Origin of the sequence: Agromyces sp. Marseille-P2726 (assembly GCF_902809835.1) — a bacterium.
Taxonomy (GTDB): Bacteria; Actinomycetota; Actinomycetes; order Actinomycetales; family Microbacteriaceae; genus Agromyces.
Window position 1 is genome coordinate 110,236 of sequence record NZ_CADDWM010000009.1, and the last position, 16,425, is coordinate 126,660.

Sequence of the window (16,425 nt, forward strand, 5' to 3'; positions counted from 1 at the left end):
GGGGACTCTGAGGATTCACAGAGGGTTCCCGGGTGCGAGGAGCATTCAGTTCATCGCCCAGTGTGCACTTCGCGCCCTCGCGAGGGAGACGACTGCACTCTCGGCACGGGAATCGCCACCACAGCAGGAACGTCTGCGCGAAACACCGCGTGCGAGATGTTAGGCTCGTGTGGTTGACGCACCTCGGTGCGCCACACGCGCGAGTGGCGGAATTGGCAGACGCGCTGGCTTCAGGTGCCAGTACTCGCAAGGGTGTGGGGGTTCAAGTCCCCCCTCGCGCACAAGCATGGCCTCGGAGATCCGGGGCCTTTCTTCTTGGTATGCCGCGAGTCTTTTTGGTTTGCCGCGAGCTTCCTTTCCTCTGCAGCTCGGATGCCGCAGGCGCGGCGTCGCGGCATCCGTGGCCCCTCTTCTCGGGCCATTGCCGGCGCCGAGGCCGGCTGGCTCTTGCGTTCGTGGGACGAAGTCCGCGAGGATGACTCACAATCGCAGTCCGACGTCATCGCCGTCCCGGACACACGCGCCGGGGCGTGCATTCTGGCCCTGGGGAGTGTGCCGTGACTGACCTCGACCAGGACGGGGCACCGTCCGCGGATCCGCTGCTCGAACCATTCACGCCCGGCATGCGGGCGAATCCGCCCGAGCTCGCAGAGCTGACACGCAACGACGAGATCGTGTCGCAGGTGGTCATCCCGCTCGCCGACGTGAAGACCCGCGAGTTCGTCGAGGAGTGGCGCAACGCCTCGTACAACTGCTACTCGTCGGGCCACAAGTTCTGCCGCGAGGTCTGTCCCGTCGTCACCGAGACGCGCAACGAATCGTGGAGTCCGACGGCGTTCCACGCGAACGTCGTGGCCATGGAGCGCGGCGAGCTGACCATCGAGGACGTCGCCGCCGACTACGTGAACTGCACCCAGTGCGGCGCGTGCGAATTGCGGTGTCCCAACACGCTGTTCACCGGTGACTTCTACCGGTTCCGCACCCGCACGGTCGATGTCGTCAAGGCGGCGCGCGCGCTCGCGGTCGACTCCGGCATCCATCAGGAGGGGTACCGCTCGTGGAACGCCCGCACGGCGGAGCGCAGCCACGAGCCGGTGCTCGGCGAAGTGCCGGTCGGCCAGGAGACGGTGCGCGACTGGGCCGACGGTCTCGACATCCCGATCGGCGGCGAGTCGATCCTCTTCGTGGACTGCGAGGCGGCGTTCTACCGCACGTCGGTGCCGCGCGCGGTCGCGCAGGTGCTGCAGAAAGCCGGGTACGAGTTCGGGCTGATGGGCGAGCAGTGGTGCTGCGGCGGTCCCGCCGCCGAGATGGGCTACGTCGACCAGGCTCGCGCGTTCGCGGAGCACAACCTGGCGTCGTGGCGTGCGACCGGGACGAAGCGACTGCTCGTGCTCGACCCGCACGACTACATCGCGTTCACCGAGGACTACCCGAAGTACTTCGGGGCGGAGTTCGATCTCGAGGTCGTGCTCGTCGTCGAACTGTTCGCCGAGATGATCCGCGACGGCCGGCTCGTGCCGGAAGTCCCCGTGGATCGCGCCATCACCTACCACGACCCGTGTCGGCTCAACAAGCGCAAGGGCATCTGGAAGGAGCCCCGCGAGGTGCTCCGCGCGATCCCGGGCCTGCGGTTCGAGGACGTCGACCGGGTCACGCAATGGTCGTACTGCTCGGGCGCCGGCGGAGGACTCGCGGTCGAGAAGCCCGAGCTCACGGCGGCGATCAGCGCCCGACGACTCGACCACGCCGGCCGGCTCGACGTCGACACGCTCGTCAGTGCGTGCCCGTGGTCGGAGCGCCCGCTCACCGAAGCCGGTGACGACGTCGACATCGACGTGCTCGACATCCACGAACTGCTGGCGACCTCGCTCGGCATCGATGTGGGCGGTTCGCGCGGCGAGACCGGCGATCGACGGCTCGCGCAGATCCGTACGGGCGCTCCGGGCCGGGTGCGTCGAACGAGAAGCAGGCGCGATACCGGCGAGGGCGAGGGCTGAGAGGGAGCGCACCGATGACGATCATGCTCGAGCACGTCGATGAAGTCGTTCGCGCCCTGCGCACCGTGCTCCCCGACGAACAGATCCTCACGGGCCGCGCCGACCGCTTCAACCGGGCCAGGGTTCCCGCACCGTTCCCGGTGCACCGCTGGTCGGAGCGAGTTCCCGATCTCGTGGTGCTCCCGACCTCGACCGAGCAGGTCGCCGCGGTGGTGAGGATCGCGAACGACCTGCGCGTGCCGGTCGTTCCCCGCGACGGCGGCACGGGACTGACCGACGGCGCGGTGCCCCTGCGGGGCGGCATCCTCGTCGATGTCAAGCGGATGAACCAGGTGCACGAGCTCGACCTCGTGAACCGCACCGTGACGGTGGGCACCGGTATCAATATGCTGAAGCTCAACGAGTACCTCGCCCCGTACGGCCTCTTCTATCCCGACGATCCGGCGTCGTACCCGTGCTCGCTCGTGGGCGGACGTATCGGCACGAGCGGATGGTCGCTCATCGGGGCGCGCTACGGCCACACGCGTGACCTCGTGCTGAGCTTCGACCACGTGCTGCCGACGGGCGAGGTGATGCACGTCGGCGACGGCATCGGGCGCAAGGTCTCGAAGTCCTCGAGCGGCTACCAGCTCAAGCACCTCTTCATGGGGCACCAGGGCACGCTCGGGATCGCGACGCGTGCGACCCTCAAGCTCTTCCCCAAGCCCGAGGCCGAGCTCTCGCCGTTCTGGGCGTTCGACAACTACGACGACGCCTACGCCTGTACGGGCGCGCTCGCGCGCGCCGGCGTGGCGACGTTCGCGGGTGCGGTGCTCTTCGATGAGCACAAGGTCGCCTACCTGCGACGAGACGATGAGGCCTACATCCCCCAGCCGACGGATGTGCGGGCGCTCGTCTGCGCCGTGATGTACGGCTGGGACGACGAGGTGCGCGCCGGTGGCAGGCGTCTGTTCCGGATCGCGAAGGAGCACGGCGCCCGCTACCTCGGCGACGAGATCTCGGAGGGCGACTGGGCGGCGCGGCACGATCGCTACGCGACCCCGTTGCACGGTCGCACCAAGGACGGCCAGGTCGTGCCGATGAGCTGGCACTGCGAGGACGCGGCCATCAACTTCTCGGCCCTCCCGTCCGTCACCAGGGCGTGGCACGAGATCGTCGCCGACCTGCGACGCCGCACCGACGTCTTCGACGACTGGGGGATGTTCGCGTACACGCAGGGAAGCACCGGGGTGGACTACCTCACCGAGATCGACATCGGCATCTGGGAGCAGCAGCTGGATGACCGGGCGTGGGCCATGTGGGTCGACGCGAAACGCGACATCGCCCGGGTCGCGCTCGATCACGGCGGCTCGATCAGCGCGTGCCACGGCTCGTGCCGGGAAGGCGAGGTCGACCTGGTGCCCGAGGAACTCGGCCGCGGATTCGACGTCATGCTCGACATCAAGCGGACGCTCGACCCCAACAACATCATGAACCCCGGCAAGTACCTGCTCGACCGGGCCTATCCGGAGGGGGAGTGAGATGGCGTTCCGGTACGAGGAGCAGATGCAGCCTCCCGAGCCTCGACGGGTCACGGATGTCGCGATCACGACGCACGAGCACGTCTTCGAGGTGGACCCGCGGCTCATGGAGCGGTGGGTGCTGCAGCAGACCTTTCCGAACTGGGACTCGCTCCGCATCATGAACGCGCGCGGCGATCACCTCGCCTGGATGCACGCGCACTTCGCCAAGAGTGTCGTGACGGGTTCGGACCTGCTCGCCGAGGTCGACGCCGAGGCCACGGCCCGGTCGGCCCAAGCCGGCTCGGCCGCGGCATCCGTCAACGAAGCGCCGGAGACCCCCACCTGATCGGTTCCCGACACCCCGAAGGAGATCGCCATGAAGTTCAGCTACGTCATGCTCCCCGACTACCCCTTGGAACAGTCGATGCGTTCCATCCAGGTCGCCGACGAGCTGGGGTTCCATGCCGTGTACGCCGCCGACGAGACGTGGCACAAGGACCTCTGGCTCCTCTTCGCGGCGGCCGCGGACAAGACGAAGAACGTCCGGTTCGGTCCCAGCGCCTCAGGGGTCATGCTGCGCGAGCCGACGCTGATCGCCCAGGCGGCCGCCACGCTCGATGAGCTCACCGATGGCCGGGCCGAGGTCGTGCTGTCGAGCGGCAACTTCGGGCTGCTCGCGCAGTACGGCATCGACTGGACCGACACCAAGCCCCTCTCGCGGGTCATCGAGGGCGTGAAGGCCGTCCGGACCTTCCTCGATGACGGCGTGATCACCATGGACGGCGACTTCTTCAACTACTCGAGCCTCTTCACGTTCGCGCGTCCGGTGCAGGCTCGCGTGCCGGTGAAGATGGCCGCGATGCGGGGCCCGAAGTCGTTCGAGGCCAGCGCGGAGTTCTCCGACGGGTGCCACCACGCGCTGAGCTACACGCGCGAGGCGTACGAGTACATGATCGAGCACTGCAGGATCGGCGCCGAGCGCGCGGGCAAGAAGCTGGACGACCTCGATCTCGGGGCTTGGGTCGTGTTCGCGGTCGGGGAGGATTCCCAGAAGGCGAAGGATGCCGCGCGAGCGATGGTCGGCCTCTACGCCTCGTCGATGCCGCACGAGCAGCTGCGTCGCAACGGCGTCGAGCCCGAGGAGGTCGCGCCGATCATCGAGGCGCTCGGCGCGGGCGAGCTCGCTCGTGCGATCGAGCTCACGTCGCCCGAGCTCGGCGACCGGCTCTCGATCGCCGGGACGCCCGAGGAGTGCCTCGAGAAGATCCAGCGTGAGATCGCGCCGACGGGGATCAACCACATGATCCTGGCGATCACCGACGCCGCGTTGGTCAAGTCGCTCATGGGCCACGAGGTCGAGGGAGTGGCCGACGTCGACACGCAGCTGCGGCTCGTGCACGATCGGATCATGCCGGCATTCGCGTAGGCCTCGGTTGACCGGACGCGGGCGCCGACCGCTCCTGCCAAGCGCTCGCGACCCTTGACCGCGCGCTCGCGACCCTTGACCGCGCGCTCGCGACCCTTGACAACCGCGTCCACACACCCTTGACTACTGTTCAGTGGCACTGAACGACGGGTGCACTGCGCTGCGCCGGCAGCCGGTACGCCGGGAAGGGACGCTCATGTCGAGGTTCGTGGTGCGCCGCCGGGACGCAGCGGTGTACTCGCCGCCCGGTCCGCTCGCTCCGGATGCGGTCGGGATGACGCGATGGCGCGCCGTGGGCGAGGATGACGGTGCCGCCCACACCGACTTCGGCGTCACGCGCCTCGAGCCCGGCGGGTCGACGGCGACGCACGTGCACTCGTTCGAGGAGAGCTTCCACCTCATCGAAGGCGAGGTGGTGCTCGCAACGCCCGAGGCCACCGTTCACCTCGTGGCCGGAGACTACGGCGTCATCCCGATCGGCGTACCGCACGCCTGGCGCGCCGTCGGCGACACGGTCGCCGTGTGGTGCGATCTCTTCACGCCGCCCGCGCGTGAGCGCCACGGCTCCGACACCTACCGCGTTCCCGAACTCGCGTCGGCCGACCCGGTGCGGGTCGATCCTCGAGACCCGCGGACCCGGTCGTTCGGCAACATCACGACCGAGCACATGAACCCGGGCAGGCAGTCGCAGGAGCTGCTCGCGGTGTCGGGAAGCATGCGCACGGCACTGCTGGTCTACACGGGCATCTCGCTCAAGATGATGGTCGATTCCGACCTCGGGGCGACGCTCGGAGCCATGTTCATGGTGCAGTACGACCCCGACGGAGCCGCCGGTCCCCACGACCATCCACTCGAGGAGGCGTATCTCATCCTCGACGGAGAGGTCAGGGCGACCTTCGACGGGGAGGAATTCCTGCTGGGCCCCGGCGACTTCGCGTGGGCGGGTGTCGGGTGCGTGCACTCGTTCTCGGCCACCGGTGCGAACGTGCGCTGGCTCGAGACGCAGTCGCCGCAGATGCCGCCGCGCCACGCGTACCGCTTCGTGCGTGATTGGGACTACCTGGAGCAACGACTGGAGGACGAGCTATGACGGATCGCACCTATCTCATCGTCGGCGGCTGCGCGGGCATCGGGCTCGAACTCGCACGGGATCTCGTCGCCGGAGGTGACCGGGTCGTCGTCACCAGCCGCAAGCAGGGCACTGCCGACGAGATCGCCGGGGAGCTGGGTGAACGCGCGTCGGGGGTGGCCGTCGACCTCTCCGAACCGACGGAGATCGCCGGCTCCCTCGCCGGAGTCGGCCGACTCGCGGGAATCGTGTTCACGGCCATCGAACGGGACTCGAACACGATCCGCGAGTACGACATCGCGATGGCGACGCGGCTGATCACGCTGAAGCTCATCGGATACACCGAGACCGTCCACGTGCTGCTCGACCGGCTCGAGCCGTCGGTCGACACGGGCATCGTGCTGTTCGGAGGCCGTGCGAAGGATGCGCCGTATCCCGGCTCGACGACCGTCTCGACCATCAACGGCGGGGTCGAGGGGCTCATGAACACGCTGGCGCTCGAGCTGGCGCCGATCCGCGTCAACGCGCTGCATCCGGGGATCGTCGGCGACAGCCCGTACTGGAGGGAGAAGCCGGCCGGCGTGCTGTCGGGCTACGAGAGCCGCACGCCCGGTGGCCGGCTGGTGAGCATGGAGGACGTGGTGGATGCCGCGAAGTTCCTGCTCTTCAACCGGGGCGTCTCGGCGCACAGCCTCAACATCGATCGCGGGTGGCGGATCACCTGATCGCCGGGCCCGGAGGCCACCGCGCGTCAGACCTCGTAGTCGACGACGGCCTTCTCGGTGACGAGCCGGGCGACGACCGTCTGGAGCACGTGCACGTGGCGAGGGTCGGCCTGGTAGGCCGCGAGCGCCTCCCACGAGTCGTGTTCGCTCACGAGGGCTGCGTGCCAGTGGAATCCGATGCCGCTGCCGTCGGCGTCCACCCGCAGTGACCGAACGCCGGGAATCGAATCGGACAGCGGCACGAGCGACGCGGTGAGTTCGGAGACCGCCGCGGCGCGCGCGGCTTCATCGTCGCCGGCCAGGGCGAACAGCACGATGTGACGGATCACGCGAACTCCTCGGACGGCATCTTCCGACGATACTACGGAGGGCGAGGACTGTTCAGTTATGCTGAACAGTGCAGCCCAGTTCGCGAAGCATTCCAGCGTGACAGGAGGAGCCCGATGAAGAGCACCGGCACGACAGGCACGAACGCGGTCGATTGGGAGGCGCGCGTCGACATGGAGCGCCTGCGCGATGATCGCCTGGCGAGGTTGAAGGCCGAGCTCGATCGGTCCGACCTGGGCGCGCTGCTCGCGTTCGACTTCTCGAACATCCGGTACATGACGGCGACGCATATCGGCACGTGGGCGATGGACAAGCTGATCCGATTCAGCCTGCTCACCCGCAATACCGACCCGATCTCGTGGGACTTCGGTTCGGCGGCCAAGCACCACAAGCTCTACAACCCGTGGCTCGACGTGACGTCGGCCGAGCTCGACGCCGACCCGAACGCGCCGCACGAGGGCGCGAAGCGGCCGCGACTCGAGAGCGGCGCTCGCGCGGGCATCTCGACGCTGCGCGGCGCGTTCCCGCCCGAAGCGGGAATCGCCGAAGACGTGGCGAAGAAGGTCAAGCGCGAGCTCGAGAAGTTCGGGCTGGCCGACCAGCCGCTCGGTGTCGACGTGATCGAGCTGCCCATCCTGTTCGCCCTCCAGCGCGAGGGCATCGAGGTGGTCGACGGGCAGCAGGTGTTCATGGAGGCGCGCCGCATCAAGACCGGCGACGAGATCCGCCTGCTCACCCAGGCGGCGTCGATGGTGGATGCCGCGTACGAGGAGCTCTATCGATTCCTCCGGCCCGGCGTGCGCGAGAACGAGGCCGTCGGCCTGGTCGCGAAGACCCTGTACGACCTCGGCTCGGAGTACGTCGAGGGCGTGAACGCGATCTCGGGTGAGCGGTGCTCGCCGCACCCGCACGTGTTCAGCGACCGGCTGATCCGGCCGGGCGACCCGGCGTTCTTCGACATCCTGCACAGCTTCAACGGGTATCGCACGTGCTACTACCGCACCTTCGCCGTCGGCTCGGCGAGCGCGGCGCAGCGCGACGCGTACGCGAGGGCGCGGGAGTACATGGACCGCGCGATCGCCCTCGTGAAGCCCGGTGTCACGACGGCCGACATCGTCGAGGTGTGGCCGAAGGCCGAGGAGTTCGGATTCCCCGACGAGGAGGCCGCCTTCGCCCTGCAGTACGGGCACGGCGTCGGCCTGTCGATCTGGGAGAAGCCGATCTTCTCCCGACTGACCTCGCTCGACCATCCCGAGGAGATCCAGGAGGGCATGCTGTTCGCCCTCGAGACGTACTGGCCCTCGGCCGACGGCTGGGGCGCCGCGCGCATCGAGGAGGAGGTCGTGGTGACGGCCGACGGCTGCGAGGTCATCACGAAGTTCCCCGCCGAGGAGTTGCTCGTCGCCGGGCAGCGATACTACTCGGTGGGCGGACCGCTCGACCTCACGCGCGACTCGCAGTCGCACCTCAACACCACGTGGGGCCGCGGGGAGGGCTGATCACCCGGTGGCCTGGAGATGGCCGCGGCGCGCGGCGGCGAGTGCGAGCGCGACGGCTCCGAGCGTCGTGAGCGCGGCCATGGCACCGACGGCTCCGAAGCCCGCCCAGCCGTAGACCGGCTCGGCGACGGCCGTCGCGATCGCCCCGCCCAGGAACGTCACCGCCATGAAGACCGTGTTCGCGCGTCCGCTCTGCTCGGGTGCCACCGAGGCCAGGGCGCGGGCCTGCGCGGAGACCTGTTCGCTGCTCATGCCGAAGGAGATGAGGAACAGGGCGACGACCGAGACCGCGAGCGCCTGAGGCGCGAGGGCGATCGCCGCCGTCCCGACGAGCAGGGCGCCCATCGAGACGGCGATCGACCGGCGCACTCCCACGACGGCGTGCAGGGGAGCGACGCCGATCGTGGCGACGCCGCCGAAGAGGCCGGCCAGTCCGAGCAGGGAAGCGGAGGTCACGGAGAGCCCGAGCTCACCGACCGCGTGCACGGTCGTCGTCGCCCAGACGGCGATGAACGCCGCGAAGCACAGGGCATGCATTCCCGACATGAGCCGGAGCGTCGCCGACGTCCGGACGATCCTGGGAATCGACGCCAGGATGCGACGGTACGCGGGTGGGTCCATCGGTCGATCGCGTGGTGCGAATCGGAGCGCCAGGGGAACCAGGGCGAGCATGAGCACGACGCTCACCCCGACGGCTCCTCGCCAGCCCAGCATCTCGGCGAGCGCACCGAGGGCCGTGCGAACGGTGAAGAGCCCGACGATGAACGACCCGAGGAGCACGGCGGCCGTGCGGGCTCGCAGGGCGGGTGGAGCGAGGCGGAGCGCGGCGGCGACGAGGAGCTGCCCGATCGTGGCCGTCGAGCCGGCGATGAAGCACATGACGACGTAGAACCAGTAGGCAGGGGCGAGCGCCGCTCCGACGAGCGCGAGCGCCGTGGCGATCAGCTGCACCGTCACCTGCGACCGGGCGGCGAACCGGTCGCCGAGCGAGACGAGGAACACGATGCCGATCGCGTAGCCGGCCTGCACCGCGGTGGTGGCGGCCGCCGAGGCGTCGATGGGAATGCCGAACTCCTCGGCGACGAGGGTCTGGATCGGCTGCGGGATGTAGATGACCGCGACGCCGCTCGCCGCGATGACCGCCATGGCGGCGACGCGTCGTCCCCAGCGATCGGGCGCCGAACCGGCCTCTTCCGGCGTTGGTGCCGAGCTTGCAGTCGTGGCGGGCCTCCGATCGCAGCGTGATGCTCGGTACAACTTTGCCCGAGACCCACGCGCGGTGTACAGTCACACTGAATTCCAAGCGGGGGAACGGTGGAACTCCCGCCCCTGACCACCTTGACCGAGGAGTGATCCGTGCAACTCGATGTGGGCTCGGAGTTGCGTCGGGTCAGGGAGTCGCAGAAGCTCAGCCTGCGCACCGTGGCCTCGGCGGTCGGCGTCTCCGCGAGCCTGCTCTCCCAGGTCGAGACGGGAAAGACCCAGCCCTCGGTGAGCACGCTCTATGCGCTCGTCAACTACCTTGGGATGTCGCTCGACGGCCTCCTCCGCACGGCCGCAGTGGAGGCCCAGGGCGACCCCGACGCGTCATCCGTGCCCTCCGCACCCTCGAATCAGGACCACCGGCGCACCGACGGCGTCGTGCAGCGCCGCGAGGACAACCCGGTCATCGAGATGGAGAACGGCGTGACGTGGGAGCGCCTGGCGGTCGGCGACAGCACGATCGCCGACGCGCTCATCGTCACGTACGGTCCCTCGGGGTCGTCTTCGGTCGAGGGCAAGATGATGCGGCACTCGGGCCTCGAGTACGGCGTGATCCTCGAGGGGCGGCTCTCCCTGCAACTCGAGTTCGACACGTACGAGCTCGAGCCGGGCGATTCGCTGTGCTTCGACTCGAACCGGCCACACCGCTACGACAACAGGACCGATCAGCCGGCGCGCGGCATCTGGTTCGTGATCGGCGGGAGGGAATCGGGTCACCAGTCGCTCGCCGACCTCGGGCGCGACCACCTCGGCGCGGCACGGTCGGTCGGAGGTGTGCTCGACGCGCTCCGGGCGATGCCGGCATCGCCTGCTACCGACCGCGAGTGACCTCGGCCATCGCGGACCAGTCGAGATCCCTGAGCTCCTCGTCGGCGAGCGCCCGTTCGAAGCTGTCGCGAATCACCGGGGCCGTCGGCAGCGTGATCCCGCGTTCCTCGGCGAGCTCCTCGGCGAGGCTCAGGTCCTTGAGCCCGAGCGCCATCGAGAACCCGGCTGGGCGGTAGCGGCGCTCGGCGATCATGGGGCCGTAGCCGCTGTAGGCGACCGCGCCGAACAACGAGTTGGTCGCGAGCTCCATGAACTCCGAGGCGTCGATGTCGTGTGCCTCGACGAGGCTGACGGACTCGGCCATCGCCTGCATGGCGTGGAGCAGCATGAAGTTCATCGCGACCTTCGTCACGTTGGCGCGGCGAGGGCGCTCGCCGAATCGCCAGACCCGCACGCTCAGCGGCTGCAGGAACGGAGCGACCCGGTCGACGAGCTCGTCGGCGCCGGCCACCATGAGGTTGAGCTTGCCCGCTGCCGCGACGGACGGGCGGCCGAGCACGGGTGAGGCCACGTACCCGACACCGGCCTCCTGGTGCACCCGCTCGAGCCGGTCGGCTGCGGCCGCGCTGATGGACGCCGTGTTGACGTGGACGCGACCCGCCTCGCCGCGAAGGTTCTCGACCGTCAGCACGGCCTCGGCTGCCTCGTCGTTCGCGAGCATCGAGAACGAGATCGGAGCTCCGAGCGCTTCGGCGGCGCTCGAAGCGCGGGCTGCACCCGCCTCGACGAGCGCATCGGCCGCCTGCGGCGAGCGGTTCCAGACGATCACGTCGTGCCCCGCCTCGACGAGCCGGCCGGCCATCGCCGAGCCCATGTTGCCGAGACCGAGGAATCCGAGACGAGCCATGATGCGGGTGCCTTCCTTCGTGGTTTCGTGAGCGTGCGATGGGATGCCGCGTGGCGGGTCATCCGGTCGGCGTGAAGATCTCGGGGTGTGCGGCGAGCATCCGCCGGGTGCGGCGGATGTGCCCCTCGACGGTGTGCGCCGCACCCTCCACATCGCCGTCTCGGAGCGTCGCCACGATGTGACGGTGCTCGTCATGCACGATGCGCTGGGCGTGCACGTCGACGAGCATCGTGTACGCGCGGCGGTACTGCTGCGTGGTGTTCCAGAGCCGCCGGACCAGGTCGCCGAGCATCAGGGTCTCGCCGCCCGAGTAGCTCAGCATGTGGAACTCGCGGTCGAGCCGCAGGAACTCCACGACGTCCTCGGTCTCGGCCATCGCCCGGGCGAGCGCGTCCATCGCATCGAGGTCGTCGGCGGACAGGTGCGGCGCCGAGTAGTGCAGCAGCAGCGGTTCGAGCCGCTCCCGGGTCTGGTAGACCTCTTCGCACTCGCGCATGGTGAGCTGCGACACCCAGGCCCCGGAGTTCGCCACGAGGGTGACGAGGCCCTCGATCTCGAGCTCCTTCAGCGCCTCGCGCACGGGCACACGGCTGGCGCCGAACCGCTCGGCGATCTCCTCCTGGCGCAGCCGCGACCCGGGGGGGAGCTCGCCGTGCGCGATCGCCTCGCGAATGCCGGCGGCCACCCGGCGGCTGGCCGAGCCGTCACGAGTCGCGGGGGCGAGCTGCCTGGCGGTGCTCACGCCGACGGATTCCTCGGGTCCCACAGCTTCACCCGGCTCGTCGCCTCGTAGGCCTTGCCGCTCGGGAAGCTCACCAGCTCGAACTGCATGCCCCACGGGCTGAGGAAGTACACCCACCGCTGCCCCTCGCTGGCGTTGCGGCTCGCGGTGGGCTCGCCGAGCACGCGCACCCCCTGCGCGCGCAGGTACTCGACGGCGGCGTCGAGATCGTCGACGTAGAAGGCCAGGTGGTGTCCGCCCAGGTCGCTGTTGCGGGGCTGGTCTCGCTGCCCGTCGGCCGGCTCCCACTCGAAGACCTCGAAGTTCGGGCCATGGTGGCACCGGTAGAACCGCAGCTCGCGCATCACCGAACGGGGGTGCACGTTCAGGTGCTCGGTCATCCAGTCATCGTCGCGCTCGAACGGCCCGAGCGTGTACACGTACTCGCAGCCGATCACGTCGACGAAGAAGCGGTGCGCCTCATCGAGGTCGGGAACGGTGAAGCCGACATGCTCGGTGCCGCGAAGACCGGGGAGGGCCATGACGGGATCCCTTCATTGCGATGACTGGATGCAATCCTAGCCCAGAGGACCCCCGTTGCGGCATCCTTGAATGCAAATCATTGTGATTGGATGCAATGACGTCTATGCTGACCGCATGCCGAGACAACGACGTTTGGATCCGGCGGCGCCGTGGATGGAGATCACCACCACGGCCGCCGACTGGAAGGCGGCCGATCCGAAGCTGCTGGCCACGATGCTCGGGCAGCTCCACCTGATCCGGGCGTTCGAGGAGCGCGTGCTCGAACTGGCGGGCGAAGGCCTCGTGCACGGCCCGGCGCACTCGTCGATCGGGCAGGAGGGCGGCGCGGTGGGGTCGATCGTCGGCCTGCGCTCGTCCGACGGCATCGGCGGCTCGCACCGCGGTCACCATCAATTCCTCGCCAAGGCCATCACGCACGTCTCGGGCGGCAGCCTCGACCTCGGCCACCTCGTCACCGATGACGTCCAGGTCGTGCTGCAGCGCACGCTGGCCGAGATCCTCGGGCTCGCGCAGGGCTATTGCCGCGGCCGCGGCGGCTCGATGCACCTGCAGTGGTTGGAGGCGGGCGCCCTGGGCACGAACGCCATCGTCGGCGGCGGCGTGCCGTTCGCGGCCGGCAATGCCTGGGCGCAGAAGCACTCGGGCACGACCGACATCACCGTCGCCTGTTTCGGCGACGGTGCCACGAACATCGGCTCGGTGCTCGAGACCATGAACCTCGCCGCGGCCTGGAAGCTGCCCCTCGCCTTCTTCATCGAGAACAACCTCTACGCGGTCTCGACCCGCATCGAGGAGGTGACGGCCGAGCCGCGCCTCTCAGCCCGGGGGCTCGGATTCGGCATCCCCGCCTACCGGGTCGACGGCATGGATCCGCTCGCGGTGCACCTGGCCATGGTCGCGGCCGAGGAGCACCTGCGCGCAGGTGAGGGCCCGGCGGTCATCGAGGCCGAGGTGTACCGCTACTTCCACCAGAACGGGCCCTACCCGGGCAGCGCCTTCGGCTACCGCACGAAGGACGAGGAGGCCGAGTGGCGGGAACGCGATCCCGTCACCCGAGTGGAGCGCGAGATGACGCGGCTCGGTCTCATCGACGAGGAGCAGGTCGAGGCGGTGCGCCGGCAGGCCGCCGCGGCCATCGACGCAGCGACCGCCGAGCTCATCGAGGCCGACCCCGAGGCCGAGGGCCAGCGACGCATCCGCCCCGAGCTCTGGCCCGACCCGGCCTTCGTCGACGTCGGCGTGCGCGGCGACGCGGGCGAACTCGACGCCCGGCGCGTGCTCGAGCCCACCGCCGACACCCGCGAGCGGGAGGAGACCAAGTACGTCGATGCGGTCGCCGGCGTGATGGAGCGTCGCATGAGCGAGGACCCGCGCATCGTGGTGCTCGGCGAGGACGTGCACCGGCTGAAGGGCGGCACGAACGGCGCCACGAAGAACCTTTCGACGAAGTTCCCCGACCGCGTGCTCGGAACCCCCATCAGCGAGAACGCGTTCGCCGGCCTCGGTGGCGGCATGGCGCTCGACGGCCGGTTCCGGCCCGTGGTCGAGTTCATGTATCCCGACTTCATGTGGGTGGCCGCCGATCAGGTCTTCAACCAGATCGGCAAGGCGCGGCACATGTTCGGCGGCGAGAACCCGGTGCCGCTCGTGCTGCGCACGAAGGTCGCGATGGGTTCGGGCTACGGTTCCCAGCACCTGATGGACCCGGCTGGCATCTTCGCGACGAGCTCCGGATGGCGCATCGCCGCGGCATCCACTGCTGAAGACTACGTCGGCATCATGAACGCGGCGCTCGCCCTCGACGATCCGGTGCTGGTGATCGAGCACGTCGACCTCTACAACGAGAAGGACACCGTCATCGCGGGCGATCTCGACTACGTCATCCCGCCGGGCACCGCCGTCGTGCGGCGAGCGGGTGCCGAGGTGACGGTGCTCACCTACCTCTCGATGGTCAAGCACAGCCTGGAGGCCATCGAGCAGACCGGCATCGACGCCGAGCTCATCGACCTGCGGTGGCTCGATCGGGCATCGATCGACTGGGACACCATCGAGGCCTCCGTACGGAAGACCAACGCGGTGCTCATCGTGGAGCAGGGCGCACGGGGCACGTCGTACGGCGGATGGCTCTCCGACGAGATCCAGCGCCGCCTGTTCGACTGGCTCGACCAGCCGGTGCAGCGCGTCACCGGCTCGGATTCGTCGCCGTCGATCTCGAAGGTCCTGGAGCGGGCAGCCATCGCCCGCACCGAGGAGGTCGTCGACGCCCTGCAGCTCGTTCGCCGCGACGCCGGAGGTGCGTGATGGCGACGACCGTGCGCATGCCCGAGGTGCTCGCGGGCGCCAGCGAGGCCGCGATCCAGTCGTGGTCGGTCGCCGTGGGCGACTCGATCGCGGTGGGGCAGCCCTTCGCCGAGATCGAGACCGACAAGGCCGTGGTCGAGTACGCGGCCGAGACCGCGGGCACCGTGCTGCAGCTGCTCGTCGCCGAGGGCGACTCGGTCGATGTGGGCACGCCCATCGCCGTCGTGGGCGAGCCCGGCGAGGTCGCCGAGGTGGGGGATGCCGGGCCCGCCGCCGGCGCGTCGGCGCCGGCTGCGCCGGGAGAGGCCGAAGGGGCGGCCCCTCGCGATCCCGAGTCGGCGGCGCCCGTCGCGGACGCCCGGCCCGTGTACGACCTGCCCCAGGAGGCGGTGACCGAGACGGATGCCGCTGCGCCGCCGACACCGCCCGACGTCGCCGGTGGCACGACCGACGCATCGGGCCGGCGCTTCATCAGCCCGCTCGTGCGCCGACTCGCCCGCGAGCACGACCTCGACCTGAGTTCGGTGCGCGGCTCGGGACCCGATGGCCGCATCGTGCGCCGCGATGTCGAGGACCTGCTGGCGGGAGCGGAGCCGACCTCGGCTGCCCCGATCGCAGTGCCCGAGGGCGCCGAGCTCGTGCCGCACAGCCGCATGCGCAAGGCCATCGCGCGACGTCTCACCGAGTCGAAGAACGAGGTGCCCCACTACTACCTCCACGCCGACTGCCGGGTCGATCGGCTCCTCGAGCTGCGCCGCGAGCTCAACGCGGCGGCAACCTTGAAGGTGTCGGTGAACGACCTGGTCGTGAAAGCCGTCGCGGGCGCGTTCGTCGACGTGCCGGAGGCCAATCGCACCTGGAGCGACGAGGGGATGCTGCAGCACGGCTCGGTCGACATCGCCGTCGCGGTCGCGCTCGCTGACGGGCTCGTCACCCCGGTGGTGCGCGGTGTCGAGCGACTCAGCGTCACGGCCCTCGGCCGGCAGATCGCCGATCTCGCGGAGCGTGCGCGATGGGGCCGCCTGCGTCAACACGAGATCGAGGGCGGCAGCTTCGCCGTGTCGAACCTCGGCATGTTCGGCACGCAGGAGTTCAGCGCGATCATCAACCCGCCGCAGGCCGGCATCCTGGCGGTCGGTGCGGCGCGGCAGGCTCCCGTCGTGGTCGACGGCGGGCTCGAGGTGGGCACGATCATGAGCGTCACCTTGTCGGCCGATCACCGTGCCCTCGACGGCGCGCTCGCCGCGCGGTGGCTCGCGGCGTTCGTCGCCCGGATCGAGCGTCCGCTGACGATCCTCGCCTGAGCCGCCGGCACGGGCACCACTCTCCATTGCGCGCGCGCCGCGCGGCGGCCATCCTTGACGGAGTCCCTCC

15 protein-coding genes and 1 tRNA gene are annotated in these 16,425 nt (G+C 69.5%); 11 read left to right on the top strand and 5 right to left on the bottom strand.

The window, feature by feature from the left end; all coding sequences use genetic code 11:
- The first annotated feature begins 197 nt into the window (after positions 1-197).
- The 7 genes from HUS56_RS03025 to HUS56_RS03055 all read left to right on the top strand — a co-directional run bounded on the left by HUS56_RS03025 (position 198) and on the right by HUS56_RS03055 (position 6,722).
- Positions 198-281 (top strand) — tRNA-Leu (locus tag HUS56_RS03025).
- 276 nt (positions 282-557) lie between these two features.
- Positions 558-2,000 (top strand): (Fe-S)-binding protein, encoded by a 1,443-nt coding sequence (locus HUS56_RS03030; protein WP_217423919.1) that lies wholly within the window; start codon positions 558-560, stop codon positions 1,998-2,000.
- A gap of 14 nt (positions 2,001-2,014) precedes the next feature.
- Positions 2,015-3,520 (top strand): FAD-binding oxidoreductase, encoded by a 1,506-nt coding sequence (locus tag HUS56_RS03035; RefSeq protein WP_217423920.1) that lies wholly within the window; start codon positions 2,015-2,017, stop codon positions 3,518-3,520.
- A gap of 1 nt (position 3,521) precedes the next feature.
- Complete coding sequence (locus HUS56_RS03040; protein ID WP_173921910.1) at positions 3,522-3,848, top strand: hypothetical protein; 327 nt, start codon at positions 3,522-3,524, stop codon at positions 3,846-3,848.
- A 30-nt stretch (positions 3,849-3,878) separates the two neighbouring features.
- The gene (locus tag HUS56_RS03045) at positions 3,879-4,928 is read left to right on the top strand and encodes an LLM class flavin-dependent oxidoreductase (RefSeq protein ID WP_173921911.1); all 1,050 of its coding nucleotides are present in this window, start codon (positions 3,879-3,881) and stop codon (positions 4,926-4,928) included.
- Between the two features lie 196 nt (positions 4,929-5,124).
- Positions 5,125-6,018, top strand: coding sequence for a cupin domain-containing protein (locus HUS56_RS03050; RefSeq protein WP_173921912.1), 894 nt, complete (start codon positions 5,125-5,127; stop codon positions 6,016-6,018).
- The gene (locus HUS56_RS03055) at positions 6,015-6,722 is read left to right on the top strand and encodes an SDR family NAD(P)-dependent oxidoreductase (RefSeq protein ID WP_173921913.1); all 708 of its coding nucleotides are present in this window, start codon (positions 6,015-6,017) and stop codon (positions 6,720-6,722) included. Before HUS56_RS03050 ends, HUS56_RS03055 begins: the two co-directional genes overlap by 4 nt.
- A gap of 26 nt (positions 6,723-6,748) precedes the next feature.
- Here HUS56_RS03055 and HUS56_RS03060 read toward each other — a convergent pair whose 3' ends face one another.
- Positions 6,749-7,051: a Dabb family protein gene (locus tag HUS56_RS03060; protein WP_173921914.1), complete on the bottom strand. Its 303-nt coding sequence runs from the start codon at positions 7,049-7,051 to the stop codon at positions 6,749-6,751.
- A gap of 114 nt (positions 7,052-7,165) precedes the next feature.
- Between HUS56_RS03060 and HUS56_RS03065 the strand changes: the two genes are divergently transcribed.
- On the top strand, positions 7,166-8,548 hold the full coding sequence (locus tag HUS56_RS03065) for a Xaa-Pro peptidase family protein (RefSeq protein ID WP_173921915.1): 1,383 nt from the start codon (positions 7,166-7,168) through the stop codon (positions 8,546-8,548).
- Here HUS56_RS03065 and HUS56_RS03070 read toward each other — a convergent pair whose 3' ends face one another.
- The gene (locus HUS56_RS03070; protein ID WP_173921916.1) at positions 8,549-9,694 is read right to left on the bottom strand and encodes an MFS transporter; all 1,146 of its coding nucleotides are present in this window, start codon (positions 9,692-9,694) and stop codon (positions 8,549-8,551) included.
- 210 nt (positions 9,695-9,904) lie between these two features.
- Here HUS56_RS03070 and HUS56_RS03075 point away from each other — a divergent pair, with 210 nt between their 5' ends.
- Complete coding sequence (locus HUS56_RS03075; protein ID WP_173921917.1) at positions 9,905-10,639, top strand: cupin domain-containing protein; 735 nt, start codon at positions 9,905-9,907, stop codon at positions 10,637-10,639.
- On the opposite strand, the gene HUS56_RS03080 is transcribed toward HUS56_RS03075, so the two are convergent.
- From HUS56_RS03080 to HUS56_RS03090, 3 genes are read right to left on the bottom strand one after another with little or no spacing between them, the layout of a single operon-like run.
- Positions 10,623-11,486, bottom strand: a complete 864-nt coding sequence (locus HUS56_RS03080; protein ID WP_173921918.1) for an NAD(P)-dependent oxidoreductase — start codon at positions 11,484-11,486, stop codon at positions 10,623-10,625. The two genes, HUS56_RS03075 and HUS56_RS03080, sit on opposite strands and share 17 nt — an antisense overlap.
- A gap of 58 nt (positions 11,487-11,544) precedes the next feature.
- Positions 11,545-12,228 carry a GntR family transcriptional regulator gene (locus HUS56_RS03085; protein ID WP_173921919.1) on the bottom strand — a complete coding sequence of 228 codons (684 nt, stop codon included), beginning with the start codon at positions 12,226-12,228 and terminating at the stop codon, positions 11,545-11,547.
- A complete protein-coding gene (locus tag HUS56_RS03090) occupies positions 12,225-12,749 on the bottom strand; it encodes a VOC family protein (protein WP_173921920.1) in 525 nt (174 codons plus the stop codon). Before HUS56_RS03090 ends, HUS56_RS03085 begins: the two co-directional genes overlap by 4 nt.
- A 115-nt stretch (positions 12,750-12,864) precedes the next feature.
- On the opposite strand from HUS56_RS03090, the gene HUS56_RS03095 reads away from it, so the two are divergent.
- Positions 12,865-15,051: a thiamine pyrophosphate-dependent enzyme gene (locus HUS56_RS03095; RefSeq protein ID WP_173921921.1), complete on the top strand. Its 2,187-nt coding sequence runs from the start codon at positions 12,865-12,867 to the stop codon at positions 15,049-15,051.
- Complete coding sequence (locus HUS56_RS03100) at positions 15,051-16,355, top strand: dihydrolipoamide acetyltransferase family protein (protein ID WP_173921922.1); 1,305 nt, start codon at positions 15,051-15,053, stop codon at positions 16,353-16,355. The genes HUS56_RS03095 and HUS56_RS03100 overlap by 1 nt, the downstream gene beginning before the upstream one ends.
- Positions 16,356-16,425 lie beyond the last annotated feature (70 nt).